Origin of the sequence: Caballeronia glathei (assembly GCF_000698595.1) — a bacterium.
Lineage (GTDB): Bacteria > Pseudomonadota > Gammaproteobacteria > Burkholderiales > Burkholderiaceae > Caballeronia > Caballeronia glathei.
Window position 1 is genome coordinate 20,087 of record NZ_JFHC01000065.1, and the last position, 20,295, is coordinate 40,381.

Sequence of the window (20,295 nt, forward strand, 5' to 3'; positions counted from 1 at the left end):
CCAGGCCGTCTAGAACATGCAGCCCTTGCACCTGCTTCTCGTCGAAGACAACGCGCTCGATGCGGAGCTCACCCTCGCCCAGCTCGAGCGCGCCGACTACGCGGTCGATGCCGCGATTGTCTACAACGAAGCCGATTTCATCGCCCAGCTCGACGCGAAGCAGTTCGACGTGATCCTCGCCGATTTCGTGATGCCGACGTTTTCCGGCATCGAGGCGCTCACGATCGCAAGCGAGCGCGCGCCGCACACGCCGTTCATCTTCGTCTCGGGGCTGCTCGGCGAGGAGCACGCGGTGGAAATGCTCAAGCGCGGCGCCACCGACTACGTGCTCAAGCAGCGCCTGCAGCGGCTGCCCGCCGTCGTGCGCCGCGCGATGCGCGAAAGCGACGAGCGCCAGCAGCGCATCGCGGTCGAGCGCGTGCTGCGCGAGACGGAGACGCACTTTCGCCTGCTCGTCGACGCGCTGAAGGACTACGCCGTCATCACGCTCGATCGCGACGGGCGCATCCGCACGTGGAACGCGGCGTCGGAGCGCATTCTCGGCTATCCGGCGCAGGATGTGGTTGACCGCTCCGCGAGCGTCTTCTACAGCCAGGAGGACCGCGACCTCGGCGTTTTCGAGGGCGAGCTCGACACCGCGCGCCGCGAGGGCAGCGCGAGCGACGACCGCTGGCTCTGGCGCAAGGACGGCCACTCGTTCTTCGCCTCGGGCGTGACGACCGCGATCCGCTCCGAGCATCACGAGCTGATCGGCTTCTCGAAGATCATCCGCGACGCGACCGAGGCCCACATGGCCGCCGACGCGCTGCGTCTCGCGAAGGAGCAGGCCGAGACCGCCAATCGCGCGAAGGATCATTTCCTTGCGGTGCTCTCGCATGAGCTGCGCACGCCGCTCACGCCGATCCTCGCCGCGGTGCGCCTCCTGGAAATGAAGCATCCGCTGCCCGAGGAAGCGCACCCGACGCTCGAGCTGATCCGCCGCAACGTCGAGCTGGAGGCGCGGCTGATCGACGATCTGCTCGATCTCACGAGCATCGCGCGCGGCAAGCTGAGCCTGAATTTCACGAGCGTCGCACTCGATACGCTGATGTCGAGCGCGCTCGACATGTCCGAGTCCGACCTGCGCGCAAAGGGCCTCACGCTCGACACGCGCTTCGAAGCCGGCGCGCCGCTCGTGCTGGGCGACGGCGCGCGCCTGCAGCAGATCGTCTGGAATCTCATGAAGAACGCCGTCAAGTTCACGCCGGCGGGCGGGCGCATCGAGGTGCGCACGTGGAATCCGGACGCATCGACGATCGCGGTGTCCGTGACCGACAGCGGCATCGGCATCAGCGCCGAGGCGCTGCCGCGCATTTTCTCGGCGTTCGAGCAGGCCGACGATTCGATCACGCGCGCGTTCGGCGGCCTCGGGCTCGGACTCGCGATCGCGAGCACGCTCGCGCAGAAGCACGGCGGCACGCTCACCGCGCAGAGCGAAGGGCGCGACCGCGGGGCGCGCTTCACGCTCACGCTGCCGCTCGCGAAGGCCGAGCCGCAGCGCGAGGCGTCGCCGCGCGCGGCCGCCGCGCCGGAAGACGCCGTGCGCACGCTCAGGGTGCTGCTCGTGGAGGACAACGAGTACACGTCGTCGGCGATGGCGCAGGTGCTCGAAGTGCTGGGGCACGAGGTCGCGGTCGCATCGACGGTCGAGGCGGCGCTGTCGCTCGCGAAGGGCGGCGCCTTCGATCTCTTGGTGAGCGACATCGGCCTGCCGGACGGCAGCGGCCTCGACGTCGCGCGCGCGTGGCAGGCATTGCAGCCGGGCAAGCCGTCGGTCGCGATCACCGGTTACGGCATGGACGAGGACATCCGCCGCTGCCGCGACGCCGGATTCCTCGATCATCTGACCAAGCCGGTCAATTTCGCGCGGCTTGAGGCGCTGATCCATTCGCTCGCGGAAAAGCCCGCCGAAGGCTGAGCGCGGGGCCTCGCCGGTGTGGGCCTGCGCGGCCCTTTTGCGCCGGATTGAAAAAATTCTGGAAATTTTCCATGTGCCGTGTCGATTCGCCGTCAACTTGCTCGTCGTAGGGGTGGAGCGCGCCGATTCAGGCGACGCCCGCGCCATTCGTCAGGCTGTTACTTCAAAGGAGAGTCCACGATGTCCACGCCGTCCGTCAAACCGATTCCCGAAGGTATGCACTCGCTCACGCCGCATCTCGTCTGCGCCAATGCGGGCGAAGCGATCGATTTCTATGTGAAGGCGTTCGACGCCGTCGAAATGCACCGGCTGCCCGGCCCGAACGGCAAGCTGATGCACGGCATGGTGCGGATCGGCGATTCGGCGCTGATGCTCGTCGACGAAATGCCCGAGTGGGGCACGCTCGGGCCGAAGGCGCTGAAAGGCTCGCCCGTGACGATCCACCTGTACGTGAAGGACGCCGACGCGACCGTCGCGCAGGCGGTCGCCGCCGGGGCGAAGGTCACGATGCCCGTGACCGACATGTTCTGGGGCGACCGCTACGGCCAGGTCGAGGATCCGTTCGGACACCGCTGGTCGGTCGCGACCCATACGCGCGATGTGAGCGAGGCCGAGATGCAGGAAGCGATGAAGAAGGGCTGCCCGGGCAACTGACCGAAGGAGCATCCATGCAAAACATCGCCTCGTGCCTGTGGTTCGACGGCCGCGCCGAGGAGGCCGCCCGGTTCTACACCGGCATTTTCAGGAATTCGCGCATCGGCGACGTGATGTACTACGGCGAGGCCGGCCCCGGCCCGGCGGGCAGCGTGCTGTGCGTCATGTTCGAGCTCGACGGCGCGGAATTCATTGCGCTCAACGGTGGCCCGGAGTTCCAGTTTTCGCCGGCCGTCTCGTTTTTCGTGAAATGCGAGACGCAGGCGGAAGTGGACGACTACTGGGCCCGGTTGCTCGATGGCGGCACCCCGCAGCAATGCGGCTGGATCACGGACCGCTTCGGCGTGACGTGGCAGATCGTGCCGACCGCGCTCGGCAGGATGCTGCAGGACAAGGATGCGGCGAGGAGCCGTCGGGTGATGGAGGCGATGCTCAAGATGGTCAAGCTGGATCTCGGAGAGCTGGAGCGGGCTTATAACGGCAAGTAAGAGGGCAAAAGGGGTAGGGGGTCGGCTCACGGGAGGCCCGAGGCGCCGGGCCGTCCGGTGATGGGGACGCGGCGGATCATTTGCCGTCCGTCCGCTCCACCAGCTTCCCCGCCATGAACCGGTGCTCCGGCGAAAAGAGCCGCCGGTACGTGAGGAGCACCGCGCCGACCGTCCCGAGCGCCGACGCCGCCGCGATCAGAAACATGATCACGATCTGGTAGCGCACCGCCTGCAACGGCGACTGCCCGGCGAGCACCTGTCCCGTCATCATCCCCGGCAGGCTGACGAGGCCTACCACCGCCATCTGGTTGAGTGTCGGGATCATGCCCGCGCGCACGGCCTGGCGCGCCGGGCCCTGAGCCGCCTCCCAGCGCGTCGCGCCGAGCGCGAGCGACATCTCCACTGCGCCGCGCCCGGCGGTCAGTTCCTCCGTCATGCGCTCGATGCCGAGCGACACGCCCGTGAGCGTATTGCCGAGGATCATCCCGAGAATCGGAATCGCGTATTGCGGCTCGTACCACGGGTCGATGCGGATCACGACGAACAGCCCGAACGCGCCGACCAGCCAGCCGCTCGCCCAGATCGACGCGATGCTGTCCGCGCGCTGCCCCGCGTAGGTGCGCCGCCCGCGGTTCGACGCCGCGAGCCCGGCGATCAGCGTCATCAGCGCCATCAGCGGCAGCACGACGTACCAGCGGTCGAATTCGAACACCCAGCCGAGCACGTAGCCGATCAGCAGCAACTGCGCGATCGTGCGCACCGCCGCCCACGCGAGCTTGCGCTCGAGTCCCAGCTTGAGCGCGACCGAAAGCGCGCCGTTGACGACGATCAGCGCCGCCGCAAGGCCGATGTCGACAAGACTCAGGTTCTGGTAGCCGCTCATTGCGTGCCTCCCTCCGCGGGTTCGGCGAGCGTGCCGGCGGTCATCGTGAGCTGGCGCGCGCCGACGCGGCCCGCCTGCTGCGGATCGTGCGACACCCAGATGCTCGCGCGCGAGGCGTCCTGCGCGAACCACGCGGCGACGAGCGCCTCGATTTCCCGCGCCGATGCCGGATCGAGCGACGCGGTCGGCTCGTCGAGCAGGAGCACGTCGGGTGCGAGCTGGAGCACGCGGATGAGCGCGGCGATCTGCGCCTCGCCGCCCGAGAGATCGCCTGCGCGCTTCGACAGGAAGTCGCCGCCGCGGCCGGCCGCCGCCGCGAGGCGCGCGGCCGCGTCGCGGTCGAATCGCGCGTCGCGGTAGACCTTCAGTTCGAACGGATAGCGCAGGTTGTCCTCGACGGAGCCGTCGAGCATCGCCGGACGCTGCGCGATATACGCGACGCGCCGCCGGTAATCCGGAATCCTCGCGCGACGGACCGGTTCGCCGCGCCAGAGAATGCGTCCGCCGTCGATCGGATCGAGCAGCGCGAGCGCGCGCAGGAAAACGCTCTTGCCGGAGCCGGACGGGCCGGTGATCACCGCGCGATCGCCTTCGTGCAGCGTAAAGTCGGTGGGGGCGAGCAGCGTGAGCCCGCGCGCGGGGTCGCGCCGCGTCGCGCCGGACGCCGCGACGAGCGCGCGATCGCGCTGCGGCGGGTGAACCGGGCTCGGAGCGCTCCTGGCGGGGCGCGCGTCGGGCATCGATGCCATTGTGGGAATCTGAAATCTTGTGTTGGGTGGGGAGCGGCCTTCGGATGTTACCGGCAATCGGCCGGCGAGGGCGCCGAGGCGCCCGCGGGCACGCTACGTGCTGCCCCGAACGCAACGACACATGACGATGGAGCCGCCAATGGCGCAGGGCCGTGCGGTCGGGACGACCGGAACAATCGGAAAGATGGTTGCATGGATTGTCGGCGTGCTCGCGGTGCTGATCGCCGTGCTCGTCGTGTTCTTCCTGACCTTCGACTGGAACCGCGCGCGTCCGTGGATCGACGACAAGGTTTCGCAGGCGATCGGCCGCCAGTTCCACATCACCGGCGACCTGAAGGTCGGCTGGCAGCGCCCGCCCTCGGAGACCGGCTGGCGGCGCTGGGTGCCGTGGCCGCGCTTCTCCGCGCAGAACATCACCGTCGCGAACCCCGACTGGGCCCGCCAGCAATATTTCGCAACGCTCGACGAAATCGATTTCCAGGTCGCCGTGCTGCCGCTGCTCGCGCGCGACATCGTGATCCCGACGATCAACCTCGTCAATCCGTCGGTCGATCTGGAACGGCTCAAGGACAACCGCAACAACTGGACCTTCACCTTCCGGCAGTCGACGCAGCCGTCCACGTGGAACCTGCGGCTGCACGACATCGCGTTCGCGAAGGGCAATATCGCGCTCGCCGACGAGATCACCAGCGCGGACATGCAGGCCGAGATCGACACGCTCGGCCAGCCGGTGCCGATCGGCGAGGCGATGAAGCAGCAGGAGGAGGCGTCGCGCAAGTCGTCGGCGGAGATGGTCGGCAAGAGCGGCGCGAACAAGCTCGACAAGCAGGCCGATGCGGCGGCGGCGTCCGAAGCGTCGGCGGCGTCGGCCGCGTCCGCCGCCGCCGCGGCGAGCGGCAGCGCGCCGAATCCGGCGAGCACCTCGGCGAACACGAGCATCACGACGAGGGAGGGGCCCAAACCGCCGGTGCCGCCGTACGGCATCGGCTGGACCGTGAAGGGCACCTACAACAAGACGAAGGTCTCGGGCAACGGCAAGGTGGGCGGCGTGCTCGCGCTTCAGGATGCGCAGCGGCCGTTCCCCGTGCAGGCCGACGTGAGGATCGGCGACACGCATATCGCGCTCGTCGGCACCGTCACCGACCCGGCGCATCTCGCCGCGCTCGACCTGCGCCTCTGGCTGCAGGGCGTGAGCATGGCGCACCTTTACCCGATCACCGGCGTGACGCTGCCCGAAACGCCGCCGTACGCGACCGAAGGACGGCTCGTCGGGCAGTTCAGGCAGGAGGGCAGTGTCTTCAGGTACGAGAATTTCACGGGCCGGGTGGGCCGCAGCGACCTGAACGGCTCGCTCGTGTTCGCGGGCAGGAAGCCGCGGCCGCTGTTGTCGGGCGAGCTGGTGTCGAACCTGCTGCAATTCTCCGACCTCGCGCCGATCATCGGCGCGGACTCCAACGCCAGCAAGGCGAAGCGCGGCGAGGAAACGAAGCAGCCGTCGAACAAGGCACTGCCGACCGAGGAATTCAAGACGGACCGCTGGAAGGCCATCGACGCCGACGTGAAATTCACCGGACGGCGCATCATCAAGGACCCGGACCTGCCCATCACCGATCTGTACACGCACGTCGTCATGACCAACGGCGTGCTCGCGCTCGAGCCGCTCAGGTTCGGCGTCGCGGGCGGCACGCTCGCCTCGAACATCAATCTCGACGGCAGCGCCACGCCGCTCAAGGGCCGCTTCTCGACCCAGGCGCGGCACCTGAAGCTCAAGCAGCTGTTCCCGAACGTGAAGACGATGCAGTCCGCGCTCGGCGAGGTGAACGGCGACGCTGCGCTCTCGGCGACTGGCAACTCGCCGGCCGCGCTCGCCGCGACGTCCAACGGCGAGGTGAAGGCGCTCATCACCGACGGCACCGTGAGCCGCCTCTACATGGAAGCGGCCGGGCTGAACGTGGCGAACGTGATCTACGAGAAGCTCTTCGGCAAGCGCGACGTGAAGATCAACTGCGCGGCGGCGGATTTCGTCGCGACCAACGGCGTGCTCGAATCGCGTGTGTTCGCCCTCGACACCGACGACGCCGTCATCAACATGGATGGCCACATCGACATGAAGACCGAGCAGATGGACCTCGGAATCCATCCGCACACGAAGGGCTTCCGGGTCTTCTCGCTGCGCTCGCCGCTCTACGTGAAAGGGACGTTCAAGGACCCGCACGTGGGCGTGAACGCGGGTGCGCTCGCGGTGCGCGGCGGGGCGGTGGTCGGGCTCGGGCTGATCAATCCGTTCGCCGCGCTGATTCCGCTGATCGCGCCGAGTAACAACAAGCCGCTGCCGTGCACGCAGATGCTCGCCGACATGCGCGCCGCGCCCACCGCACCGCCCGCGGGGCAGAAGCAGCGGGCGAAGGCGGCGCCGGCTTACATGTCATCGGATGCGGCGGCCGGTGGCGCGGCCCGCGCGCAGGCGCCGAAGAAATCCGCGCCCGCGAGCCCGGCGCCGGCGAGCGCGGCGCAGTATCGCGGAAGCTGACGATGCGTTTTCGGGCGTCGCGCTGACCCGGGCGCGACGCGTCGTACAAAACGTTGTTCGTCAAGTACTTAACTCTATCGCCCAGCGCTTATCAACAGATCTGTCCACAAAAACTGTGGATAAATCACGCGTCCGAAAACGTTGTCGTGTCGCCCCGATCGCTGATTCAAACTGCGCCGGTTTAAGTTTTTTCAATGAAATCAGGCGTCTGGGCAAGTAGCCCCGGGCTTGTCCACAACCCTTTCAACATTTCCTGGGGATAAGTTTTCCACATTCGAACCCGAGCGAGTCAGAACCGGAATGTGGCGCTGAGCGCCGGCCCGTTCAGCCGCAGGCGCTGCACGAAGTCATCGCCGGATCCCCTGAATTCCAGGTAACGGTACGACAAATTGACGTCGCCCCATTTCATCGCATAGCCGATGCCTGTCATCGCCTGCCACGTGAGGTTCGACGTACCGGTGCCGACGTCGAGATAGAACGGCACGTACCAGCGGGCATCATCGGTGAGCGAGACGCGGCCGCGCATGCCGATGAAGCCGTTGAAGATGTCCTTGCGCTGTGACACGTGGAGTTGCGGATGGAAACCGGGGCCGCGCCCGCCGAGGCTCGTGTCGAGCGATGCGTCGAGCGAGCCGCTCACGCCGAGATAGCGCATGCCCGCGATGGCGTCGATGCTCGCATGCGGGAGCCGCGCGATCGTGTGGCCGCCGCCCAGCTGCACGAGTCCCGCTTTGAGGCTCGTCTCGCCGCTGCGCAGCGACTCGCGGGCGAGGGCGCCGCTGCCCGCCGATTTCACCGAGGTGCCGTGCCGCCCGAAGCTCAGATAGATCGTGTCGGCGAAAAGGCTCCAGTCGCCCTTTCGCGCCTCGCCTTGCAGCATCGCGAGGAATTTGAGGTTTTCGAGATAGTTGTACGGACCCGTCGACGCATCGTTCGTGCCGCTTTCCGGCAGCGTGAAGCGCAGCGTCCCGCTCACGCTAGGCAGCCACAGATAGGGCGTGACCGCGAACTGCCATTGGTCGCTGGTGTTCGCGGGCTCGGCTGCGGCGGCCCATGATGGCGAAGTGAGGAATGTGGCGCACACCAGCGCGCTCTTGAGCAGACGGCACATGACTCGTTCCTTTGAGAGACAAAAGGGAGGGAGCCTATGGCGTGCCGTTGCGTTGGCTAATCAGACTTGTCCTGGTTATTTGTTGTTTTATGGAGCGGAGCGAGGCGTGCTCGCTTCGGCGGGTCCGCGTGCGCGGCCCGTGTGACGACCGGCTAACAGCCGCGGGGTATCGGTCCCGCGGTATGGGCCTGATCAAAATGCAAACACGAACATGAAAATGACCTCAGCCCGATCATTCGTCAGCGCGGAGGGCAGTGCCTGCGCAGGTTCGCGCAAGATTCGAACGCTATTGCTCGAAGAACTTCAGGTAGCCCTGCTTCCAGTTGTCGCTACTGGAAGCGGTCGAAGAATCCGTATTTCTTCTCCACTCTCTCAATCCTTGTCGCCGAATTGATGTAAATGTCCACACGGCTGAACGGCGGCTTGAATTCGACGCCGTCCCGACTGGCAAAGGGAAGGCTGACGTTGATGAATGAATCTGCTCCTGGAAAGAGGTCCGTATAAAATCTCTCGACTCGGCCCGGTTTTATCTCCTGTTTGGTGATGAGGTGATCGTCGTTGAAGAAATACACTACAGGTTCACGCGCATCTTCAGCGTAGTGCAATAAGACTACAGGGCGACAAAACCACCAGATCGCTAACCAACGGAGCCACCCAATGCAAAGCACCGCGAACAGACGGCGCGCGATTTCGCGCACGCTCATCGTGCGCACCTATGCATTTCCTTCGCATGATCCTGTCCCTTCCCCCATGGAACGGGTACTGCGGCAACGCTGCCAAGCAACAAATCAGTCGTAAGGGCGCCGGGTATCACCCTGGCGAACAAATCGATGCCAAGTTGAATGGAAATATGATCTGGAATGTCGTCGGCGCTGGCGGGCCAAGGTCCATTCTCTGGATGATTCTGCATTGCCGGCCATTTCTTTCCGTTCATATCGCGATAAGCATCGCTTCCGATTTGCGCAAGTCCTGCGCCATTTATCAATTCGGCCGCATCGAAGCCGACCGCGGCGCCGACATAACCGTAGTGGATGTTGGACCAGATGTCATAGAAATAGTCGTGCTGTCCGTACTTGTGCCAGCCATTATTAAATAGTTTTTCTCCTCCGCGGTCACTAAGTAGCTTCTTTATCTGCGGTTTGTGATCCCACTTGTGTTCAGGCGCCACTCGCTCCGCCCATAGCACATAGGCTGCAGATTTCTTCCCGGCGGCGATACTCCCGAAATTAGGTGGTCCGCCAAACTTGGCATACCATGGCAAGGCATTCCATTCCTTCGCCTGTTCTTCCGGATCGTAACTATTCGCTTCCGTGATTTTTCGTCCGACTTCGGTAAAAGGATTTTGCTTCATCTCGCGGACAATGAAATCAGCAACCTGCGCAGCTACATCCGCATCTGTACAAACCAAGACTTCTTTCGGACGGCTATCGTGAGCGGGCGTGGTGTACATGTCTGCAATCCAGCGCATCGGCTTGCCGTTCTTTCCTAGAATTGCGCTCATTCAATTGACTCCACATAAATCCTTACGCGCTCGGCGGCTTGGGTTTGCACAAGCACATGCGTATGCCCAAGTGCATCGCTCACGCCATATTCAGTCGTTCCGGTTTCGCGTTCGACCGCATAGGCCCTGAACGCGGCGGGCATGCCGCTTTCATCAAGTAACACGAACTTGTCGTTAAATTCATCTTGCACCGGCGTTTCATCCTTCGATCCCGCAAAGGAGGCACTCATCCGCGCGATATCCTCCCCGGTGACGGTCTGTGTCATCTCGCGCTGCGCCCAGAATATCGGCGGCGGCTGGCACCCGCACATATTGATATTCCCACTCAACGCATGCTCCTGACCGTTCTCGGCCCTGCTGTCAAGACGCGGCCCGGACGGACAAATGAACCCCTCCTTCTTGCATGCGTGGCAATACGTTCGCATGTAGACCGTGGCCAGCTCGACGCGGCGGCCATCGTTGTCCTGATAGGTCGATGTCGGCAAGCCTTCAATGATTACGGCTTCCCCGGCGCGGTCGCCTCTGGCGAGATAGGTGCGGATCATTGGCGCCGGGTCAGTGGCGCGATCGCGGCGAACTGGCAGGGGGCTTGTAGGGCGTTGTCGGTTGCTGGCATTCGAATCGTTCCAAAGGGAAATTGGGGATTCGAGCCTAGCGACCCGGCGATCGCGACCGATATCAGAACCATCCTATTTTCAGAACGACATTAGATCGTTCCATGGCACGTGCTGGCGCGCATCGGCGCTGTGTAGCGGGTCGATGCGCGTCGTGCGCGTCGCACCAGCATTCGCGCCACAAACAGAATCGATCGTCGCCCCTGCGCGCTCGGGCGCGATGCGTGCCGCTCGACTTGGACCGCGCTATCGCTGCGTCGCCTGCGCTTCCTGCGCGACGCCCGCCGGCGAACCCATCGCCTGAAAGAGCGATGCCGTGTCAGAAAGACGCGCGCCGGCATGGCGGATCGCGTTCAGCTGCGCGCTGCGGTACTGCTGCTCGCTCGCGCGCGCCGCGCGCGGCGGGATCGCGCCGAGGCGCACACGCGCCGCCGCGTCGTTGAACGCGCCTTCGGACGCGCGGCTCGCGGCGTCGGCCGAGGCGAGCGCATCGCCGTCCTGTTCGAGCGCCGCCAGCGTGTTCGCGACGTTCTGGAACGCCGAAAGCACCGTCTGCTTGTATCGCAGCACGGCGGCGTCGTAGGTCTCGTAGGCGGCGCGGCGCTGCGCGAGCAGGGCGCCGCCGTGAAAGATCGGCTGCGACAGCGACGCGCCGATGCTCCACAGCGCACCCGCGCCCGAAAGCGCCGTCGGCCAGCTGAAGCCGCCCTTGCCCATCGACGCGGACAGCGACAGGCTCGGAAAGAGCTGCGCCGTCGCCACGCCGACGTCGGCCGCGGCGGCTTTCACCGCGGCATCGGCGACCTGGATGTCGGGGCGCGTCGCGAGCAGTTCCGACGGCACCACGACCGGCACGTCCTCCGGCACGGCGAGACTCGCGAGGTCGAGATCGTCGGGCGCCTGGTCCGGCGTGCGGCCGAGCAGGACGGCCAGCGCATGGCGCGTCGCGAGCGATTGCGCGCGCAGCCCCGGCAGCGACGCCGCGAGCGACGCCGCGCTCTGCTCCGCGTCCAGCGCCTCCGAGCGCGACGCCGAGCCGAGTTCGTAGCGCCGCCGGGCGTCGCGGGCATCGTCATTCGCGAGCGCGACGAGCCGCTCCGTGACGTCGATCTGCGCGCGCAGCGCCGCCGCGCCGATCGCGCCCGTCACGATGTTCGCGGCGAGCGCGCGGCGGGCGGCGTCGAACTGGAACGCCTGGCTGTCGACCTGCGCCGCGAGCGACGCGTTGGCGTAGCGCGCCGCACCGAAGATATCGAACGTGTACTGCGCCTGTAGCTGGCCGACGAAGAGGTTGTAGACCACGGTCGGCGGGCCGAAGTCGGGCACGCCGAAGCCACGCTGGCGGCTCGCCTGCGCGCCCGCGTCGATGGACGGCAGCATCGACGCGCCGATCTGCGCCTTCAACTGCTCGCGGGCGGCGGCGAGGCGCTTGTCGGCGGCGCCGAGGTCGGGGCTGTTGCGCAGGCCCTCGTCGACGAGCGCGTCGAGCGCACTCGAACGATACAGCTTCCACCATTGCGGCACCGGTTTCGCACCCGCGACGAAACGCTGCGACGTGCCCTGCGCCGTGACCGTCTGCGCGGGCTGCTGGAGCGCGCCGTAGTGCGCGGGCTGCGGCATCGCGGGCGGATTGCCGTTCGGTCCGAACGAGCAGGCGCCAAGCGCGAGCGTGAGCGAGGCAACGGCGAGCGAAGGAACGCGCGTGCCCGGCGCCGGGCGGCACGCCCGCGCGAGGCGGGACGCGCGCCGGCCCGGCGAGGGCAGGGCATCCGCGCACAGGGCGCGCTCAGGGCGCGCCAGAGCGCCGGGAAGGGAGAGGCCGAAGAGGGCGAAGAGTGAGGTCGTCATGATCGAACTCCGTCCGGCGTGCCGCCGGGTTCGCTGCCGCTGCCGTCGCGTTCGTCGTTCTTCACGCGGAACGACGCCGCATAGAGCGCCGGCAGGTAGAACAGCGTGAGGACGGTGGCGCTCGTGATGCCGCCCATCAGGGCGGTCGCCATCGGGCCGAAGAAGTTGCTGCGCAAGAGCGGAATCAGCGCCAGCACCGCAGCGGCGGCCGTGAGCGTGATCGGCCGGAAGCGCCGCACCGTCGCACCGACGATCGCGTCGAAACGCCGGTGGCCGGCGGCGATGTCCTGCTCGATCTGGTCGACGAGAATCACCGAGTTGCGCATGATGATGCCGAACATCGCGATCACGCCGAGCATCGCGACGAAGCCGAACGGCTTGCCGAACGCGAGCAGCGTGGCGACCACGCCGATCAGCCCGAGCGGCGCGGTGAGCACGACCATCATCACGCGCGCGAAGCTCTGCAGCTGGATCATCAGGAGCGTCAGCACGACGATCACCATGATCGGCATCTGCGCGTTGATCGACGTCTGGCCCTTGGCGCTTTCCTCCACCGGCCCGCCGACCTCGATGCGGTAGCCCACCGGAAGCGATGCGCGCAGCGCGTCGAGCTTCCTGTCGATGGCGTTGGTCACGTCGATGCCCTGCGCGCCCGCCTTCACGTCCGACTGCACGGTGATGGTCGGCTGCCGGTCGCGTTCCCAGATCACGCCGTACTCCAGATCGTTGACGACATGCCCGAGCGTGCCGAGCGGCACCGGGCCGTTCGGCGTGGGCATCGCGAGCGTGGCGAGGCGTGACGGATCGACACGCTCGCGCTCGGGCGCGCGCAGATCGACGCTGATCAGCTTGTCGCGCTCGCGGTACTGCGTGATCGTGTAGCCGGAGAGCGTCATCGCGAGGAAATTCGAGACGTCCTGCGACGTGACGCCGATTTCGCGCGCCTTCTTCTGGTCGACCTCGAAGCGCACCGAGCGCTCGGACGGCTCGTCCCAGTCGAACTGCACGTTGGCCGTGCGCGCGTCGGCGCGCATGTCGGCGGCGACCTGCTCGGCGATCCTGCGCACGGTCGCGATGTCGTCGCCGGAGACGCGCAACTGCACCGGATAGCCGACGGGCGGACCGTTTTCCAGCCGCGACAGGCGCGTGCGGATCGCGGGGAACTGCTCGCGCAGGGTCGGTTCGAGCCACCGCGCGAGCTTCTCGCGCTCCTCCACCGACTTCGCCGTGATCACGAACTGCGCGAAATTCGGCTGCGCGAGCTGCTGGTCGAGCGGCAGGTAGAAGCGCGGCGCGCCGGTGCCGACGAAGTTCACGACATGGTCGATCTCGGGCCTGCCCTGAAGCGTCTTTTCGAGCCGCTTCGCCACGCGCAGCGTCGCGTCGAACGATGCGCCTTCCTGCAGCCGCACGTCGACGAGCAGCTCCGGCCGGTCGGAACTCGGGAAGAACTGCTGCGGCACGAGCCCGAACCCCGCGAGCGACACGACGAACAGCACGACCGTGACCCCGAGCACGACAAAGCGCCGCTCGATGCACCACGTCACCCAGCCGCGCAGGCGCGCGTAGAATTTCGTGTCGTAGATGTCGTGCTCGTGGTCCTCGGGCAGATGCGCCTCGCGCTTGCGCTCCGGCAGGAGCTTGTAGCCGAGGAGCGGAATCAGCACGACCGCCGCGAGCCACGACGCGATCAGCGCGATCGCGGAGACCTCGAAGATCGAGCGGGTGTATTCGCCGGTGCTCGATTTGGCGAGCGCGATCGGCAGGAAGCCCGCCACCGTGACGAGCGTGCCGGTGAGCATCGGGAACGCCGTGCTCGTGTATGCGTAGGCCGCGGCGCGCGTGCGGTTCCAGCCCTGCTCGAGCTTCACGGCCATCATCTCGACGGCGATGATCGCGTCGTCGACGAGCAGGCCGAGTGCGAGAATCAGCGTGCCGAGCGAGACCTTGTGCAGGCCGATGTCGAAGAGATACATGAAGAGCGCGGTGACGGCGAGCACGATCGGAATCGAGATCACGACGACCATGCCGGTGCGCACGCCGAGCGACACGAGGCTCACGATCAGCACGATGACCACCGCTTCCGCGACCGCTTCCAGAAAGTCGTCGACGGACTGCGACACCGCGTGCGGCATGCTCGACACTTGCTCGAGCTTGAGGCCCGCGGGCAGATGCGTGCGCAGCTCGGCCACCTTCGCGTCGAGCGCATGGCCGAGCCGCACCACGTCCTGCCCCGGCTGCATCGTGATGCCGATGCCGAGCACGGGCTTGTCGCCCGAGCGCATCTGGGTGGCGGGCGGATCGACGTAGCCGCGCCTGATGGTCGCGATGTCGCCGAGACGGAACGACCGGTTGTTCACGCGGATCAGCGTGTCGGCGAGGGCGTTGACGTCGGTGAACTGGCCGCTCGGGCGCACGAACACGCGGTCGTCGGGCGTGGTGAGCACGCCCGCGGGCGCCACCGCGTTCTGCCCGTTGACGGCCTGCGCGATCTGCTGCGGCGAGATGTTCAGGCGCGTGAGCTGCGTATTCGCGATCTCGACGTAGATGCGCTCTTCCTGGTCGCTGAAGTAATCCACTTTCGCGACGCCCGGCACGCGCAGCAGCACCGCGCGCAGCTGGTCGGCGTAGTCGTGCAGCTGCGCGGGCGAGAAGCCGTCGCCGTCGAGCGTGTAGATGTTCGTGTAGACGTCGCCGAATTCGTCGTTGAAGTACGGGCCCTGCACGCCGGGCGGCAGCGTCGCCACGATGTCGCCCACTTTCTTTCTGACCTGGTACCACTCCTCGGGCACGTCCTTCGCGGGCGCGGAGTCCTTCATCGTGAAGAACAGGAACGACTCGCCGGGGCGCGAATAGCTGCGGATGAAATCCGTCGACGGCGTTTCCTGGAGTTTTTTCGCGATGCGGTCGGTGACTTCTTCCTGCACCTGCCGCGCGGTCGCGCCCGGCCAGAACGTGCGGATCACCATGACGCGAAACGTGAACGGCGGGTCCTCCGACTGCGCGAGCCGCGTGTACGAGAGCATGCCGAAAATGGTCGCCATCGCGATCAGGAAGATCACGAGCGCGCGGTGCCTGAGTGCCCACGCCGAGAGGTTGAAGCGACCTTCCTCCTGACGATAGTCGTTGTTCTGGTCCGGCGGCGTCGCGCTCATGACGCGAAGTCCTCGGGATGCAGGGGCGCGATCACGCGCACCTTCTCGCCGGCGGAGACCGTGTGCACGCCCTGCCACACGACGCGCTCGCCCGCGGCGAGGCCGCGCGAAACGGTCACGGTGCGCTCGCCATAGTGCGATACCTCCACGCGCCGCAGTTCCAGCGTGTCGCCGGGAGCCTTCACGACCCACACGGCGGGTTCCTTGCGGTCGTGAAAGAGCGCGGTGGCGGGAATCGTGAACGACGAGGCGGCGGCTGCCTGCGAGCCCTGCGCGAACGCGACGTCGGCGGTCATGCCGAGCCGCACGTCGGGCGTCGGCGCTTCGAGCGTGAGTCTCGCGCGCCAGGTGCGGCTTTGCGGGTCGGCGGCGGGCGACAGCTCGCGCACGCGCGCCGCGAACGCCTTGCCCGGCACGGCCGCGAGCCTCACGTTCGCCCGCTGGCCGACCGCGAGCGCGGCGAGCGCGCTTTCGGGCACGTCGCAGACCACGTCGATGTCGCCGTCCCACGCGAGGTTGTAGACGGGCTGGCCGGCCGTGACGTTCTGGCCCGTGTCGGCCTGCTCGGACGTGATGACGCCCGCGTGATCGGCGGTAAGCGTGGTGTATTTGAGCTGGTCGCCGGAAAGCGCGGCCTGCTGCTGCGCCTGGTTGCGCTGCGCGAGCGCCGACGCATACGCGTTCTGCGTCTGCTCGAGCTGTGCCGGCGCGATCAGGTTTTCGGCGGCCTGCGCGCGGTCGCGGTCGAGCTGCTGCTTCGCGTAATCGAGCTGGTGCTGCGCGGCGTCGAGTTGCGCGCGCGTGGCGGCGGCGGACTTCGACGCATCGGCGGGGTCGAGCCTCGCGACGATCTGTCCGGTCTTCACGGTGTCTCCGAGCCGCACGCGCCGCTCGACGATCTTGCCGCCGACCCGAAACGACAGCGGCGTCGAATAGCGCGCCTCGACCTGGCCGGGCAGGGTGGCCTGCGGGAGCCTGCCGTCGGACTGGGCCGCCACGGCGACGACCGGCCGCGGCACCGGGGCGGGCGCCTCTTTCTTGCCGCACGCCGTAAGCGTCGTGAGCGCTGCAAATGCTGCAAGCGCGAGGGCGGCGCTCGGGGCGCGAAAGCGTATTGGCGAAAACACGCGGAGACGGTAACGGTTCACGGAAAACCTCGGCGCGACAAAGGGTTCGGGCGGGATGAAGCCGGAACGACGGCGTGATGAATGCGGCGCGGGCGACACGTGGACCGCTCGCGAGGACTGTCGCCCGCACGGCGCGCGATGCCCGGTTCCCGATTCCGGGATGCGGCGCGGGAGATGCGGCGGTCGGCCGCAAACCCAGTCGCGACAAGTGTTCCGCAACCCGCCCGAATAAATGCATGTTGGATTCTAATGCAGATGTGTATTTGAATGCAAAGGCGGATTTGAAAGGGTTTGGGTGCTACACTACGGCGCATGAAACCAGTCCGCCTCACGCGCGAGCAAAGCCGGGACCAGACGCGGCAGCGTCTGCTCGACGCGGCGCTTGCGATTTTCATGAAGAAGGGATTTGTCGCGGCGAGCGTGGAAGACGTCGCGGCCGCGGCGGGCTACACGCGCGGCGCGTTCTATTCGAATTTCGCCAGCAAGCCGGAGCTTTTCCTTGAACTGCTTAAGCGCGAACACGACGCGATCATGAGCCGCATGCGCTCGATCTTCGAAGACGGCGATGCGTCGCGCGCCGACATGGAAGCGCGCGTGGTGCAGTACTACAGCCAGATCTATCGCGAGAACAAGTGCTTCCTGCTGTGGATCGAGGCGAAGCTGCACGCGAGCCGCGACGCGGAATTCCGCGCGCGCTTCAATGCGTTCATGAGGGAGTTGCGCCAGACGACGACCGACTACATCAGCGCATTCTCGGAGCGGGTCGGTACGCCCCTGCCGATGCCCGCAGACCAGCTCGCGCTCGGGCTGATCGCGCTATGCGACGGGATGCAGTTCTTCTATTCGTCGGACCCGCAGACGGTGCCCGACGCGCTGGCGGAAGCGGTGCTCGCGGGGTTTTTCGGGCGGGTGGTGTTCGGCGCTTCGTGAGCGCGCCGATTTCGGGACGACCGCCCTTGAGTCTCCCGCCCGGCCGCTCCCCGGCGAGATGCCGTCAGATCGAAATGCCCGGCCCGCCGTTGCTGCCGATCAGTTGCTCGACGGCATCGGCGTCGGCGTAGTCCTGCTCGGGCAGGCCGTCGAAGACGGTGATGACGTCGTTGCTCACGCCGGCGTCGCGGGCGGCCTCGACGATCGAATCCTTGTTGGCCGGATACTTCACGGCGCGCAGGACCTGCGCGATTTCATCGTTGATCGGCTCGTCGTTCAAGGCGTGTTTGGCGCGCGTGTCGGTCATGCGATTGATCCCGGTGGGTGAGTAAGGCGCGTCGGAACTGCCTCAGGTCTGGACCTGCACGGTCCGGCTCGCCATGCCGCGGCTCGGCGCGCGCGACTTCGGCAGGGGGACATGCCGCCAGCGGGCGTGGTCGATATCCTGTGCGGCGATGTCGGGCGCGGGCGGCGCAACCGGCGCGGCGTTCGCGCGAAGCGCGGCGCGCATGGCGGCGGTGCCGTTCGCCGAGCCGTCGGTGTCGCTCGTGTGCAGCGGAGCCGCGTAGCACGATACGGAAACCAGGGCCATCGACAACAACGTTGAGGTTTTCATCGCTCAACCCCCTCCTGACGTAGGCAGCGACAAAGCACGAGCAAGGCTCATGCCAATCGTACCGGCGCGCAGGCAGGGGCGCCGGCAGACCAACCGCTCAGAGCGCACGTGTGCCTGCACACGGATGCGCGCGCGCCACACTTCATGTGATTCCTGAAGACTGCGTGGACGGCGCGCGACATCGACGCCCGGGGCCGCCGCGCACGCAACGCGCCCCAAAATTGCACAGTAGCGCAGTTCTCAGCGCGCTGCTGGATTGAGCCGGAAATACGCGTCCAGCAAGGAGGTCTTGTACACGACGCCGAGCAGAAGCGGCTGCGACTTGCGCTCGATCACCGGCAGCCGCTCGCCCTGGAACGCGAGGAAATGCTGCAGCGCCTCGCCAAGCGACATGTCGGGGGTGAGGACGTCGAAATGCGGCTGGAGATAGTCGGCGGCGGTCTTGATCTCGGTGTCGCGTTCGTCGAGCAGGTCGGACGTGATGTCCTTGAGCGCCACCACGCCCTGGAATCGCTCGCCGTCGTCGACGACATAGAGGTATTTCACCGGATACTCCAGGAACACGCGCGTCATGTCCTTCACGTTCGCGGAAAGCGGCACGACGGTATCGGCGGGCTTCACCAGCTCGCGCATCTGCGTGGCGGCAAGGCGCACGCGCTCCTTCTCCTCGCGCGTGCGGCGCAGCGTGACCTCGTACATCGACGTCTGCTCGGAGGTGCGCGCGATGAAATACGCGACGACGCACGAAAGCATCAGCGGCAGCATGACCTGGTAGGACAGCGTCATCTCGAAAATCATCAGGATCGCCATCAGCGGCGCGTGCGTCGCGGCGGCGAGAAACGCGCCCATGCCGACCATCGCGTAGGCGAACGGCGCCGAGGTGGAGTCCGGCCAGATCGCGTGCACGCCGATCCCGAAGAGACACCCGAGCACCGCGCCGACGAAGAGCGTCGGCGTGAAGATCCCGCCGACCGCGCCCGAGCCTGCCGTCGCGGCGGTCGCGATGATCTTGAAGATGAGCACGGTGAGAAGCGCGGTCCACGTCCACGGCTCGTGCAGCAGCGAGTTCACCACTTCGTAGCCGTTGCCCCACACTTCGGGCCGCCAGATCGAGATCGCGCCGACAATCAGGCCGCCCAGCGCGAGCCGGACGGGCAGCGGCAGCGGCAGCAGCGCGAAGCGCTTCTTCGATGCGGCGAGCAGTCGCAGGAAATGCGGCGCGAGCACGCCGCACAACAGGCCGAGCACGACGAAGAGCAGCACTTCGACGCCCGTCACCGTCGGGAACACCGGCATCTCGTAAGGCGGGCGGTAGCCGGCGAACTCGCGCATCGTGATGTTCGCCACCACCGACGACACCACGATCGGCCCGAAGCTCTCCATCGCGATCGAGCCGAGCACGATCTCGGTGACGAAGAACGCGCCCGCGATCGGCGCGTTGTACGCCGACGTGATCCCGGCCGCCGCGCCGCATGCGACGAGCAGGCGCAGGCGCGGCGGATCGAAGTGGACCCAGCGGCCGATCACCGACGCCGACAGCGCGGCAAGCTGCACCATCGAGCCTTCGCGGCCGATCGAGCCGCCGCTCGCGATCGTGAAGAGCGACGAGAGGCTGCGCCACAGGCTTTGCCAGAGCGGCACGGCGCCGTCGCCGATCGTCACGGCCTCCATGTAGTCGGCGTTCGCCTGCTTCGACGTGCGGCGCCGCGCGATCACGAGGCACGCGCCCGCGACGAGCCCGCCCGCCGTCGGCAGCGCGACGCGCACCGGCCACGGCAGGCGCGCCGCCATGTCGACGAAACTGCCGGCCTCGCCGCCCAGGAGCCGCTGCAGCTCATCGATGCCTTCGCGGAACGCCGCCGTAGCGAATGCTCCCGCCACGCCCACGATCACCGCCCACAGGAGCATGGTGTGCGCTTCGGACAGGCGAAAGAGCGTTTGTGCGCGCGTGCGCAGCTTGAGCAGGAATGAAAGCACGTGAGCGGGGTTGGGCGAGTTGACGGATTGAACGAAATGCGGGCCAGAGTGCGCCGCAAGGATAGCATCGGCGGGAAGCGCTTACGAGCCGTGCCATGGCGCTGCGTCCCGCGAAGGCGTCAGCGCGAGGGCAGCGGGCTGGCGCGCGCCCGCGC

General features: G+C 66.8%; 17 protein-coding genes. 5 read left to right on the forward strand and 12 right to left on the reverse strand.

The window, feature by feature from the left end; translation table 11 throughout:
- The first annotated feature begins 16 nt into the window (after positions 1–16).
- The 3 genes from BG61_RS30015 (at position 17) to BG61_RS30025 (ending at position 3,099) form a co-directional block, all read left to right on the forward strand.
- Entirely contained in the window at positions 17–1,957 is a 1,941-nt protein-coding gene (locus tag BG61_RS30015) for a hybrid sensor histidine kinase/response regulator (RefSeq protein WP_035930362.1), read from the forward strand.
- A gap of 180 nt (positions 1,958–2,137) precedes the next feature.
- A complete protein-coding gene (locus BG61_RS30020) occupies positions 2,138–2,611 on the forward strand; it encodes a VOC family protein (RefSeq protein WP_035930360.1) in 474 nt (157 codons plus the stop codon).
- 14 nt (positions 2,612–2,625) lie between these two features.
- Positions 2,626–3,099 (forward strand): VOC family protein, encoded by a 474-nt coding sequence (locus BG61_RS30025; RefSeq protein WP_035930357.1) that lies wholly within the window; start codon positions 2,626–2,628, stop codon positions 3,097–3,099.
- A gap of 76 nt (positions 3,100–3,175) precedes the next feature.
- Here BG61_RS30025 and BG61_RS30030 read toward each other — a convergent pair whose 3' ends face one another.
- Positions 3,176–3,982, reverse strand: a complete 807-nt coding sequence (locus tag BG61_RS30030; protein ID WP_035930354.1) for an ABC transporter permease — start codon at positions 3,980–3,982, stop codon at positions 3,176–3,178.
- A complete protein-coding gene (locus tag BG61_RS30035; protein ID WP_081868224.1) occupies positions 3,979–4,722 on the reverse strand; it encodes an ABC transporter ATP-binding protein in 744 nt (247 codons plus the stop codon). Before BG61_RS30035 ends, BG61_RS30030 begins: the two co-directional genes overlap by 4 nt.
- A gap of 148 nt (positions 4,723–4,870) precedes the next feature.
- Between BG61_RS30035 and BG61_RS30040 the strand changes: the two genes are divergently transcribed.
- On the forward strand, positions 4,871–7,261 hold the full coding sequence (locus BG61_RS30040) for an AsmA family protein (protein WP_035930344.1): 2,391 nt from the start codon (positions 4,871–4,873) through the stop codon (positions 7,259–7,261).
- A gap of 289 nt (positions 7,262–7,550) precedes the next feature.
- Here the strand turns inward: BG61_RS30040 and BG61_RS30045 are convergent, their stop codons facing one another.
- The 7 genes from BG61_RS30045 to BG61_RS30075 form a co-directional block, all read right to left on the reverse strand.
- Complete coding sequence (locus BG61_RS30045) at positions 7,551–8,372, reverse strand: hypothetical protein (RefSeq protein WP_051672876.1); 822 nt, start codon at positions 8,370–8,372, stop codon at positions 7,551–7,553.
- A 329-nt stretch (positions 8,373–8,701) separates the two neighbouring features.
- Positions 8,702–9,076, reverse strand: coding sequence for a hypothetical protein (locus BG61_RS30050; RefSeq protein WP_035930672.1), 375 nt, complete (start codon positions 9,074–9,076; stop codon positions 8,702–8,704).
- The gene (locus BG61_RS30055; RefSeq protein ID WP_051672877.1) at positions 9,073–9,873 is read right to left on the reverse strand and encodes a polymorphic toxin type 44 domain-containing protein; all 801 of its coding nucleotides are present in this window, start codon (positions 9,871–9,873) and stop codon (positions 9,073–9,075) included. Before BG61_RS30055 ends, BG61_RS30050 begins: the two co-directional genes overlap by 4 nt.
- Positions 9,870–10,418 carry a PAAR domain-containing protein gene (locus BG61_RS30060; RefSeq protein WP_035930339.1) on the reverse strand — a complete coding sequence of 183 codons (549 nt, stop codon included), beginning with the start codon at positions 10,416–10,418 and terminating at the stop codon, positions 9,870–9,872. Before BG61_RS30060 ends, BG61_RS30055 begins: the two co-directional genes overlap by 4 nt.
- A 315-nt stretch (positions 10,419–10,733) precedes the next feature.
- Complete coding sequence (locus BG61_RS30065) at positions 10,734–12,335, reverse strand: efflux transporter outer membrane subunit (RefSeq protein WP_081868225.1); 1,602 nt, start codon at positions 12,333–12,335, stop codon at positions 10,734–10,736.
- Positions 12,332–15,490 carry an efflux RND transporter permease subunit gene (locus BG61_RS30070; RefSeq protein ID WP_051672878.1) on the reverse strand — a complete coding sequence of 1,053 codons (3,159 nt, stop codon included), beginning with the start codon at positions 15,488–15,490 and terminating at the stop codon, positions 12,332–12,334. Before BG61_RS30070 ends, BG61_RS30065 begins: the two co-directional genes overlap by 4 nt.
- A complete protein-coding gene (locus tag BG61_RS30075; protein WP_035930663.1) occupies positions 15,487–16,605 on the reverse strand; it encodes an efflux RND transporter periplasmic adaptor subunit in 1,119 nt (372 codons plus the stop codon). The genes BG61_RS30070 and BG61_RS30075 overlap by 4 nt, the downstream gene beginning before the upstream one ends.
- A 324-nt stretch (positions 16,606–16,929) precedes the next feature.
- On the opposite strand from BG61_RS30075, the gene BG61_RS30080 reads away from it, so the two are divergent.
- Positions 16,930–17,547 carry a TetR/AcrR family transcriptional regulator gene (locus BG61_RS30080; RefSeq protein ID WP_035930336.1) on the forward strand — a complete coding sequence of 206 codons (618 nt, stop codon included), beginning with the start codon at positions 16,930–16,932 and terminating at the stop codon, positions 17,545–17,547.
- Between the two features lie 64 nt (positions 17,548–17,611).
- Here the strand turns inward: BG61_RS30080 and BG61_RS30085 are convergent, their stop codons facing one another.
- The 3 genes from BG61_RS30085 to BG61_RS30095 all read right to left on the reverse strand — a co-directional run bounded on the left by BG61_RS30085 (position 17,612) and on the right by BG61_RS30095 (position 20,140).
- A complete protein-coding gene (locus BG61_RS30085; RefSeq protein ID WP_035930332.1) occupies positions 17,612–17,854 on the reverse strand; it encodes a DUF2795 domain-containing protein in 243 nt (80 codons plus the stop codon).
- Positions 17,855–17,896: 42 nt separating this feature from the next.
- Complete coding sequence (locus tag BG61_RS30090) at positions 17,897–18,163, reverse strand: hypothetical protein (RefSeq protein WP_035930330.1); 267 nt, start codon at positions 18,161–18,163, stop codon at positions 17,897–17,899.
- Between the two features lie 240 nt (positions 18,164–18,403).
- Positions 18,404–20,140 carry a ClcB-like voltage-gated chloride channel protein gene (locus BG61_RS30095; protein WP_035930326.1) on the reverse strand — a complete coding sequence of 579 codons (1,737 nt, stop codon included), beginning with the start codon at positions 20,138–20,140 and terminating at the stop codon, positions 18,404–18,406.
- Between the last annotated feature and the right edge of the window lie 155 nt (positions 20,141–20,295).

Excerpts from the sequence above, each read along its gene's own strand:
- BG61_RS30015 (WP_035930362.1), top strand. The coding sequence starts at position 17 with ATGCAGCCCTTGCACCTGCTTCTCGTCGAAGACAACGCGCTCGATGCG.
- BG61_RS30045 (WP_051672876.1), bottom strand. The coding sequence starts at position 8,372 with ATGTGCCGTCTGCTCAAGAGCGCGCTGGTGTGCGCCACATTCCTCACT.
- BG61_RS30030 (WP_035930354.1), bottom strand. The coding sequence starts at position 3,982 with ATGAGCGGCTACCAGAACCTGAGTCTTGTCGACATCGGCCTTGCGGCG.
- BG61_RS30020 (WP_035930360.1), top strand. The coding sequence starts at position 2,138 with ATGTCCACGCCGTCCGTCAAACCGATTCCCGAAGGTATGCACTCGCTC.
- BG61_RS30080 (WP_035930336.1), top strand. The coding sequence starts at position 16,930 with ATGAAACCAGTCCGCCTCACGCGCGAGCAAAGCCGGGACCAGACGCGG.
- BG61_RS30065 (WP_081868225.1), bottom strand. The coding sequence starts at position 12,335 with ATGACGACCTCACTCTTCGCCCTCTTCGGCCTCTCCCTTCCCGGCGCT.
- BG61_RS30040 (WP_035930344.1), top strand. The coding sequence starts at position 4,871 with ATGGCGCAGGGCCGTGCGGTCGGGACGACCGGAACAATCGGAAAGATG.
- BG61_RS30055 (WP_051672877.1), bottom strand. The coding sequence starts at position 9,873 with ATGAGCGCAATTCTAGGAAAGAACGGCAAGCCGATGCGCTGGATTGCA.
- BG61_RS30060 (WP_035930339.1), bottom strand. The coding sequence starts at position 10,418 with ATGATCCGCACCTATCTCGCCAGAGGCGACCGCGCCGGGGAAGCCGTA.
- BG61_RS30085 (WP_035930332.1), bottom strand. The coding sequence starts at position 17,854 with ATGACCGACACGCGCGCCAAACACGCCTTGAACGACGAGCCGATCAAC.
- BG61_RS30025 (WP_035930357.1), top strand. The coding sequence starts at position 2,626 with ATGCAAAACATCGCCTCGTGCCTGTGGTTCGACGGCCGCGCCGAGGAG.
- BG61_RS30035 (WP_081868224.1), bottom strand. The coding sequence starts at position 4,722 with ATGCCCGACGCGCGCCCCGCCAGGAGCGCTCCGAGCCCGGTTCACCCG.
- BG61_RS30090 (WP_035930330.1), bottom strand. The coding sequence starts at position 18,163 with ATGAAAACCTCAACGTTGTTGTCGATGGCCCTGGTTTCCGTATCGTGC.
- BG61_RS30070 (WP_051672878.1), bottom strand. The coding sequence starts at position 15,490 with ATGAGCGCGACGCCGCCGGACCAGAACAACGACTATCGTCAGGAGGAA.
- BG61_RS30050 (WP_035930672.1), bottom strand. The coding sequence starts at position 9,076 with ATGAGCGTGCGCGAAATCGCGCGCCGTCTGTTCGCGGTGCTTTGCATT.